Origin of the sequence: Mycobacterium parascrofulaceum ATCC BAA-614 (genome assembly GCF_000164135.1) — a bacterium.
Classification (GTDB): Bacteria; Actinomycetota; Actinomycetes; order Mycobacteriales; family Mycobacteriaceae; genus Mycobacterium; species Mycobacterium parascrofulaceum.
In genome coordinates, this window is the sequence record NZ_GG770559.1 from 46,822 (window position 1) to 55,516 (window position 8,695).

At 63.9% G+C, this 8,695-nt stretch carries 6 protein-coding genes and 2 pseudogenes; 4 read left to right on the forward strand and 4 right to left on the reverse strand.

Annotated elements, in window-relative coordinates; translation table 11 throughout:
• Positions 1-557: pseudogene (locus HMPREF0591_RS33290) on the reverse strand (FtsK/SpoIIIE domain-containing protein); the annotation flags it as partial.
• Between the two features lie 100 nt (positions 558-657).
• Positions 658-1,002 (reverse strand): SCO3933 family regulatory protein, encoded by a 345-nt coding sequence (locus HMPREF0591_RS25895; RefSeq protein WP_007171695.1) that lies wholly within the window; start codon positions 1,000-1,002, stop codon positions 658-660.
• A gap of 289 nt (positions 1,003-1,291) precedes the next feature.
• Here HMPREF0591_RS25895 and HMPREF0591_RS25900 point away from each other — a divergent pair, with 289 nt between their 5' ends.
• The 3 genes from HMPREF0591_RS25900 to HMPREF0591_RS25910 all read left to right on the forward strand — a co-directional run bounded on the left by HMPREF0591_RS25900 (position 1,292) and on the right by HMPREF0591_RS25910 (position 4,405).
• The gene (locus HMPREF0591_RS25900; RefSeq protein WP_244269111.1) at positions 1,292-1,633 is read left to right on the forward strand and encodes a putative quinol monooxygenase; all 342 of its coding nucleotides are present in this window, start codon (positions 1,292-1,294) and stop codon (positions 1,631-1,633) included.
• Positions 1,620-2,837, forward strand: coding sequence for a helix-turn-helix domain-containing protein (locus HMPREF0591_RS25905; RefSeq protein WP_007171697.1), 1,218 nt, complete (start codon positions 1,620-1,622; stop codon positions 2,835-2,837). The genes HMPREF0591_RS25900 and HMPREF0591_RS25905 overlap by 14 nt, the downstream gene beginning before the upstream one ends.
• A 608-nt stretch (positions 2,838-3,445) precedes the next feature.
• The gene (locus HMPREF0591_RS25910; protein ID WP_007171699.1) at positions 3,446-4,405 is read left to right on the forward strand and encodes a cation diffusion facilitator family transporter; all 960 of its coding nucleotides are present in this window, start codon (positions 3,446-3,448) and stop codon (positions 4,403-4,405) included.
• A 929-nt stretch (positions 4,406-5,334) separates the two neighbouring features.
• Here the strand turns inward: HMPREF0591_RS25910 and HMPREF0591_RS31435 are convergent.
• Positions 5,335-5,682, reverse strand: a complete 348-nt coding sequence (locus HMPREF0591_RS31435) for a hypothetical protein (protein ID WP_244269112.1) — start codon at positions 5,680-5,682, stop codon at positions 5,335-5,337.
• 679 nt (positions 5,683-6,361) lie between these two features.
• Between HMPREF0591_RS31435 and qcrB the strand changes: the two are divergent.
• Positions 6,362-8,049 (forward strand): annotated as a pseudogene (gene qcrB, locus HMPREF0591_RS25920) (cytochrome bc1 complex cytochrome b subunit).
• Between the two features lie 355 nt (positions 8,050-8,404).
• Here qcrB and HMPREF0591_RS31440 read toward each other — a convergent pair.
• Positions 8,405-8,695 (reverse strand): DUF732 domain-containing protein (locus tag HMPREF0591_RS31440; protein WP_425270254.1); only part of this gene is annotated, 291 nt, incomplete at its 5' end.

Consider the following 8,695-nt stretch of genomic DNA (forward strand, 5'->3'; position numbering starts at 1 on the left):
CTGATGATGATCCGCAGCTCGCCGGGGGTGGTGGCGCGGATCGTGAGCCGCTCGGCCCGCCACGCCGCCGCCAGCGCGTCGCCGCGTTTGTGCCAATCAGCGATCGACTGGCCGGCCACCACCCGCAGAATCAGCACGTCGGCGTGGTGCCCGATCCGCACCGAGCGCAGTGCCGGGACCAGGGTGCGATCACCGAGCCGGGCGCTCAGACCGTGCAGGGTGCACACCGACTCCCAATTGCGGTGATACCGCCACCACGACAGCCAGCGCTGCCGCACCGGGTCGGTCACCCACGCGGTGAACGAGGACGGCTCCACGACTGCCCAGCCGATATAGGCCGCGACAGCTAGGGCGGCGCTCAGCAGGCTCGCGCGGGGGCCGTGGGCGATGGCGACCCAGACCGAGACGATGACCGGGATACTGAGGACCGGAAACAGGACCGCCCACCACAGCAGCTGCCCGGCGGCTTTAACGACTGCCCAGATCAGCTCGCCGATCCAGTCATCATCAGATGACTGACTAGTGTTGTGGTTCTTACGGTTTGAAGTGCTCGACATCATGCCACGCTTTCCATTGCGACGGGTTGGGGTGTTTCCGGGGAGGCTGCCCCGACAGCCACACCGCGCTGATGCGGGTGCTGCCGGGCCAGACCGACGGTTACCTGCCCTGCTGGCCCGCCTTCGCGGCGGCCGCTGCCGGGTCGGCCCCACCGGTGATGGTTTCGGCGCGATACGCGATGCCCGAGCGGCCGTCCTGCGACCACGGCAACGCCACCAGACCCGAGACCGCAACGGGTTGGCCGACAGTGACTTTCGGCTCACCAACCACGGTCACCGCCAGCACCTCACCGCCGGTGGCATCTAAGGCGATCAACTGGACCTGCCACAACGCCTGCCCGGTCGCCTTGTCGATCCGTGGTGCACCGGTGTCGAAATTGGTGCGCTGCTCGGGAATCCGCGTGCAGAGGAACGTCACGCCGGTGGTCTCGATTCGCAACTTCATGATGGTGTGTCCTGTCTTCTCGATAGGCGGCCCAACGGTTTCGTTGGACGCATGACCCAGTGCAGCCCGACACCAGCCGCGGCCACCAACGGCGGACTAAAACACACACCGCGGGTGTGCAAAACTGTGCGCTGTCCCCACTGTCGGGCGCTGATTCACGGGTCGGTACCGCCCCCGCCGGTGCCTGCGCGGCTTGTCAACGCCGCCAACGTGGCAGCCGGGTAGGGTGTGCGGCAACCGCGCACACGAGGACGACAACGGCGCGCCGCGGGCGGTGTCGCAGGTGGGGGTGAAATTGTTCGCACTGCTGGTCAGGTTCAGCGTTCGCCCAGGACACGAGGACGCCTTCGACGCACTCGTGGCCCACACACTGGCCGCGATCACTGCCGACGAACCCGACACGATCGTCTATGCCAGCCACACCGCGGTCGATGAGCCAAGCGTGCGGGTGTTCTACGAGTGCTACCGAAACCACGACGCGTTCGAGGCGCACGAGGCCGCGCCGCACATCCGCCGGTTCCTCGCCGAGCGGACCCAGCACCTGGCCAGCCCACCGGAGGTGTGGACGCTTGCGCCCATCGCCGGGGCGATCAACGGAAGGCCACTTCGAGGCCACGGTGCCCCGCGCTGACCCCACACCCGGCGAACTGGTCAGCCGCTACCGAAACGAGAAGAACTGGTCACGCGAGCGCTTGGCCGGCCAGATGCACAAATCGGTCAGCTGGGTCGCCCGGACCGAACGCAACGAACTGCCGCTGGTCGACCTCACCGTCATACAACGTCTGGCCGCGGTGCTCGGCGCGCCGCTACAGGAGTTCATCGAAGCCACGCTTGGACCCGACACCGAAACCGTCCGCAACCGGCCCTACGTGGAGCGGCTTCGTCTGGCCATCGCCGGTCACCCCGCCCCAGACAGCATCATCACACCGGTAACCGACGGCCCACCCTGCGATGTGGAATCACTGCGACAGCGCACCCAGCACATCTGGGAGCGCATCCACGCCAGCGCTTACCGCGAGATGGGGCCAGCCATCGCCGCCCTGACCGGCGAGCTGGAAAACGCCAGCCGCACCGCCGCCAAAACTCAACGCCCCGAAGTCCTTTCGCTGCTCGCCCAGACCTATCAAGCCGCCGCGGCGATGCTGGTCAAAGTCGGAGACCGCGGTGCGGGATGGGTCGCCGCCGACCGCGCCATCGCCGCCGCCGAACGAACCCACGACCCCGCCCTGATCCTGGCCGGCCAACTGCGCATGGCCCGCACTCTGCTCGACTCCAGCGAACAAGCACTGGCCCGCCACGTCTTAACCCAAGCAACCCAACGACACGAAACCATCATCGCCGGCGGCGATCACAGCCTGATCTCACTGGTGGGCTCCAGCGCACTGCTGTTGGCGATCCTGCACGCCCGCGACGCCAACACCGAATCCGCCGAGCAGTGCCTCATGGTGGCACGCCAGCTCGCTGCCGTCCTGGGCGGCGACCGCAACCACCACGACACCGAATTCGGACCCACCAACGTGGCTATGCACGCCGTGGGTGTCGCCGTCGAACTCGGCAACGGCCAACAAGCCCTCGACCGCGCCGCATATGTCCGCCACCCCGAGCAGCTCTCGCCCGAACGCCAAGCCCGCTACCTGGTCGACATGGCCCGCGCCCACCTCCTCACGCGTTCCGGGCGTGAGGCACTACGAGCCCTGATCAAAGCCGAACAGATTGCTGTCGAAGAACTCGCCGAATCACCCCGCGTCGCCGAACTCATCGACGACATCGAAGCCCTCAACCGACGCCCGCGTTTGTCCGGTCTGCGTGAACTCCGGCAACGCCTCTACGGGTAACTGCCTACTCCCGCGATCCCCCGACACGGCCGCTGCGTGCCCGCCGCCTTGGCCATCGCAGCACCCCTCCAACAGCTCACCGCCTACCCGAGCTGATCGTGCCTGCCCTACGGGCGGCTACCTCCGGGCTCCGCTGCGCTCCCTCTGCTTCCGTCCGCTGACGCTCCCGTCCGCGCCGGTCGCTGCACTGCGCCCCGCGTCCGCCGCCCGCCACCGAGACCAGCCCACCAGTGAGCCCTGGGAGAACTTCCGCCGTCCAGACAACGGGCAGCGATGACCATGCACGGTGTCAGCAAGCCGCAACCGTCGAGTCGCCCCCGCTGCCGCAGATCAGGTCACGGCCGACTCCTGAAAATAATGTCTGACCTCGGCGGTGAGGACTTTCTTTACTGGTATCAAGCGGCGGGCTAGTCAGCTATTTCCTGGATTGCTTGCTGAGTGGCGCAGCGCACCGGGCTGACGCTCACCACCGTAGGCACAACCTGCTTTCTGCGGCCCGCGCTGGCAGTATGGCCCTGAACTGCGCCAAGATGGTGTAGGCGACGAGCTTTCAGCTCGGCAGCGTGAAACATGTAGTGGTCATTTAGCTAAACGCGGGAGACATCGAGATGAGCTCATCCAGCAAGCGCGATAACACTGTCGAGCCCACTGCCAACCGGCCCGATGGCGAGGGGCACGCGCACGGCCCGCGCATCGGCAGCGCCGGTGGACGCCACCAGAAACCGTTGATGATCGCATTCGCGTTGACCGCCACCTATGCCATCGTGGAGGTCATCGGCGGTATTGTCACCGGTTCCTTGGCGTTGATCAGCGACGCTGCTCACATGGGTACCGATGTGCTCGGACTCGGGCTCGCCTTGTCCGCGATCTACATGGCAAAGCGGCCGGCCGCAGACCAGCGCACCTATGGCACATACCGGTTGGAGGTGCTGGCCGCGATCATCAATGGGCTGCTGCTATTCGGCGTCGCCTTCTACGTCCTCTACGAGGCGGTGCGGCGCTTCCTGGCACCGCCAGAGGTTCTGGGTGTGCCGATGTTGATCGTCGCCACGGTCGGGCTGGCGGTCAACGTTCTTTCCTTCCGGCTGCTCACCGCTGGCGCAAAGGAGAGCCTGAATGTCAAGGGCGCCTACCTGGAGGTGCTCTCCGACATGCTCGGTTCGATCGGGGTCATCGTCGGGGCCATCGTGATAGCGGTCACCGGATTTCGCTACATCGACGGCATCGTCGCCGCGGCTATCGGGCTGTTCATCTTGCCTCGTACCTGGCAACTCATGCGTCAGGCGCTGCGCATCATCATGGAGATCGCACCTCCCGGAATCGACGTCGACGCCGCCACCCGCGACCTGACCGCGCTTGCTGGTGTCCGTGAGGTTCGCGACCTGCATATCTGGACGGTCACCAGCGGCATGGAGGCCGCCACCGCACACGTGGTGATCACCGACGGCGCTAACTGGCACGCCGTGCTGGACTCGAGCCGCCGACTCCTTGCAGAACGCTACGGGGTCACCCATTCCACAATCGAGGTTGAGCCTGCCGGCCACGTCGAACAACACGTCGGCTTCTGATTGGAGCGAGCAAACCGGCGTCCGAAGCGAAGCCGCCACACCCGCGTCTGGGGAAGGCGCTGACGATACCTTGCATCTATCGTGAACCAAGCTCGCGCGACGCGGAAAACGGTTTACACCGCGCAGCCTCAACGACCTGCCACATCAGCAGTGCGAGTCAGGCAGCCGAGCAATTGACCGGTAAGCCTACGCGCACGTTCCTACACAACGCGTCTCAGCAAGTCCAATGGTAGGAGGTTCGGCGGCGCCGATCTTAAACCCGAAGTTGCATGCCCCAGATGCTCGGTCGAGCGCGACCCGCGCCGAGACGACCACACGATCTGCACCGCCGTGGGGCCCGGAAATGGTCTTCACTGTGCGCACGTACGCCACCAACGCGCCCGACGGGTATCCGCCTACCGCACAGATCCGCTCTAAACCATGCTTGGTTCATGGCAAGTTCCTCTGCGCCGGGCGCCAGCACCGCGACGCGATCGCCAAGGCGCTCTCGCCGATCTACACCGCTACTACCCATTTTTACCAATTCTCACGAACCAGTCGCCGATATCACCCACCGCAAACGCTCGGCTACCTGTTGCGCGCCGCGCAACGGGTAGAGGGTCAAACGCAACTCCGTCGGCGCGCGATGCTAGACGGCGCCACAAGGTCGTCAACGTTCCGGCCGCCTGACCCGACCGCAACGTCGACCTCTTGCATCTGCCCAGCCACTGGGGCTGACGCGTGGCTTACGTTGTAGCGCAACATCATCGGACAGCACCCATCACCGCTCACCGCCCGACCATCGCCGAAAGGCCGGATCGGAGCAATAAGGCCGGATTGGAGCAATACGGAAAGCTGGGCAGACCAGCGGATGCAACACGTCGTCTGTTGAAAATCACGATCAAACCAGGCGGCATCAGCTCAACACCAGCCCCGTCGGTGGATTCAGGCTAAGGCAGCGACGGCAGCGTGATCTCCGATGGCAGCGTGATTTTCGACGGCAGTGATGGGAGGGTAATTCCCGACGGCAGCGACGGCAGTCGGAAGCCGCCCGACGTGCTGGTGGTCGGCGCGGTAGTTGTCGTTGTCGTTATGGAGGGGCTGCCGCCCTGGCCGCCTGTGAACAGCGCGACGATGCCCCAGGTAATCAGCGCGATGAGGATCGCGAGGACCGCTCCTAACAACACCACAGGCCTGCGATACCAAGGGGTGAAATGTGACTGTTTTCGACTCTGACCGAGATCTGTATAGTTTATCTGGTCATCGCCACCGTTGTTCGGAGATCCGTAGCGGGCCACGGTGCCTGATCGTAGCAGCCACCATCCACGCGGCGGAACGCTTCCGGGTCGATGACCGCAAGCCAGGTCGTATCCCTGGTGCCCAGCCGTAGTCGTAAATTTGAGAGCAAATCGATGGAACCATTGGTGAACTGGGCGAATAACACCAACCTCCAAGCCCAGGTGTTAGAACATGAAGAACCGGCTACTGGCGTGCGCAATCCACGTTGCTGGGCTGCGGCGTCTTCGCACTCGTACGTAAACCCCATTTCGGCGCCAATGTTCGCAGTCCGCCGGCATCACCCCATAGCACGAATTTGTGAGCCGTCACGGCGTTTAGCGCTGCTGCTGGGCGCAATTGCACTGCAAGTGAGCACTTTTGAAGCGACTTAACCGCGTCACACCCGCGGGCCAGACACCCACGACCCGTTGGCGTGGCGCGGAGCCGCGACACTGACGACCCGAACAATCGACCCTGCCTGCCGCGGTGCTTCGCCGTTGGTAAGCAGTATGTGCGCGCCTCAAAGCATGGGGTTCTGCCGCCAACGACCCCGACCATTGCCTCGGTCCACTCTTGCGGGTTCGCCGCTGACGCCGCCGTAAAGATCGCCGCTGCCCGTTTAGCCGCCCGAGAAATGGTAAACACTTTCGCCGTGAAGCCATGCGGTCGCTGCTTACTCCCGTGGCATCGGCGTTGTCGATGAGCCCGACACTCAACGACCTGGTCGCCGATCAGGGCGATGCGATTGATTCGCGGTATCACCCCTCGGCGGCTGTACGGCGTCAGCTCAATAAGGTATTTCCCACGCATTGGTCGTTTCTGCTCGGCGAGGTCGCTCTATACAGCTTTATCGTGCTGGTGATCACCGGGGTGTACTTGGCCCTGTTTTTCGACCCGTCGATGACCGAGGTCACCTACGACGGCATCTATCAGCCGTTGCGCGGCGTAGCGATGTCGAAGGCCTACCAGTCGACGCTGGAGATCAGTTTCGAGGTGCGCGGCGGGTTGTTCGTCCGACAGGTCCATCATTGGGCGGCGTTGATGTTCGCCGCGGCGATCATGGTGCATCTGGCCCGAGTCTTTTTCACCGGGGCGTTCCGGCGGCCGCGCGAAGCCAACTGGGTTATCGGCGCGCTGCTGCTGATCCTGGCCATGTTCGAGGGCTACTTCGGCTATTCGCTACCCGACGACCTGCTGTCGGGCACCGGGCTGCGGATCGCGTTGTCGTCGATCACGATGAGCGTCCCGGTGATCGGCACGTGGCTGCACTGGGCGCTGTTCGGCGGCGATTTTCCAGGCGACATCATCGTTTCCCGCATGTACGCCATCCATATCCTGATCTTCCCGGCGATCTTTGCGGCGCTCATCGGCGTTCACTTGGCGTTGGTGTGGTTTCAGAAACACACCCAGTTTCCCGGTCCCGGCCGTACCGAGAACAACGTGGTGGGTGTGCGGGTGATGCCGGTGTTCGCGGTCAAGTCCGGCGCGTTCTTTGCGATGACGGTTGCGATTTTGGGTCTGATGGGTGGGCTGTTGCAGATCAACCCGATCTGGAACCTCGGCCCCTACACGCCGTCGCAAGTGTCGGCCGGTTCCCAACCCGATTTCTATTTGATGTGGACCGAGGGACTGGCCCGGCTCTGGCCGGCGTGGGAACTGTACGTGTGGGGCCACACCGTCCCCGCGGCGTTCTGGGTGGCGCTGCTCATGGGAATGCTATTCGCCCTGCTGACGACCTATCCGCTCATCGAGAAAAAGATCACCGGCGACAACGCTCACCACAACCTGCTGCAGCGGCCGCGCGACGCGCCGGTGCGCACCGCCATCGGGACGATGGCAATCTCCTTTTACCTGGTGCTGACCTTCAGCGGCATGAACGACATCCTGGCCTACAAGTTTGACATCTCGCTAAACGCCACGACCTGGATTGGTCGCATCGGCATGGTGGTGCTGCCGCCGATCATCTACTACATCACCTATCGGTGGTGCATCGGGCTGCAGCGCGGCGACCGCGCGGTGCTTCAGCACGGCATCGAGACCGGCATCATCAAGCGCCTTCCCCACGGCGCCTACATCGAAATACATCAAACGCTTGGAGACGTCGACGAACACGGCCCCCAATTCCATTGGAATATCAGGGCGCGGCAGTGCCAAAACGGATGAACAAACTCGGTGCCGGCGGCGCCCCCGGCACCGGCAGCTTCCTGCGTCCGGATCCGGCCGAGGAAAGCGACGCACTCGCCCGCGCCGCGCAATCCGCTGAACGGCACGCGATCGGTGCGCTGCGGCAACGCCAGACAATCACTAGTTCAGGCGAGGGGCAACCGATCAGAGACGACAGCCACAAAGCTGAGATTCCCCCGAGGTCGCGAAGGTATCAGCTATAACGGGTAGCCATGTCAGGAAACGGAAGAACTACGACTGGAGTTCCGTTGGGGCAGCGGGAGCCGGCAAGGCACGATGGGGGAATGAGTTTGAAGTCCCCACTCAACGCGCTTGCCATCACCTTCAACGGCCGGGGTCACCGGCAACTAACCCAATGCCAAGGTCGGATCCACCCGTTGCTCGAACCAGCCCCGCTGCACGCGCGCACCATGGATGAGTCAACGAGTCGGCTTCGGGACCATGTTGACACGAAGGAATAGGTGGTGGGTATCAGCGCAGCGCGTGGGCCGCCCGCGGAGAGCCCCTTGGCCGCACGTGGTGCGCGATTTGTCCGTCTCCATTCGTCTATGCCCCCGGCTAGGGCGTATCGGGGCGGTATTGCGGGCAGTAGGAATTCACCGCGGCGCCGAAGAAATAGCCGGCCACATGCGCCGAAAGGTCGGTGTCTTTAACCAGCGATAAAATCAGGTTGGCTGGCGTCTGGTCTGCATCGAGTCCGGTGCACACCCTATGGCCGGTGGCGATCGCGGCATCGCGGTTGGTAAAGACGATCCCGTGTTTCTTGAGTGCGGCGAGGAAGTCATCATCAGTTTGATCCGCTGATGCAGGTGTAGCGAATTGCAGCGCAGCAGCACAGAGCAGGATCAC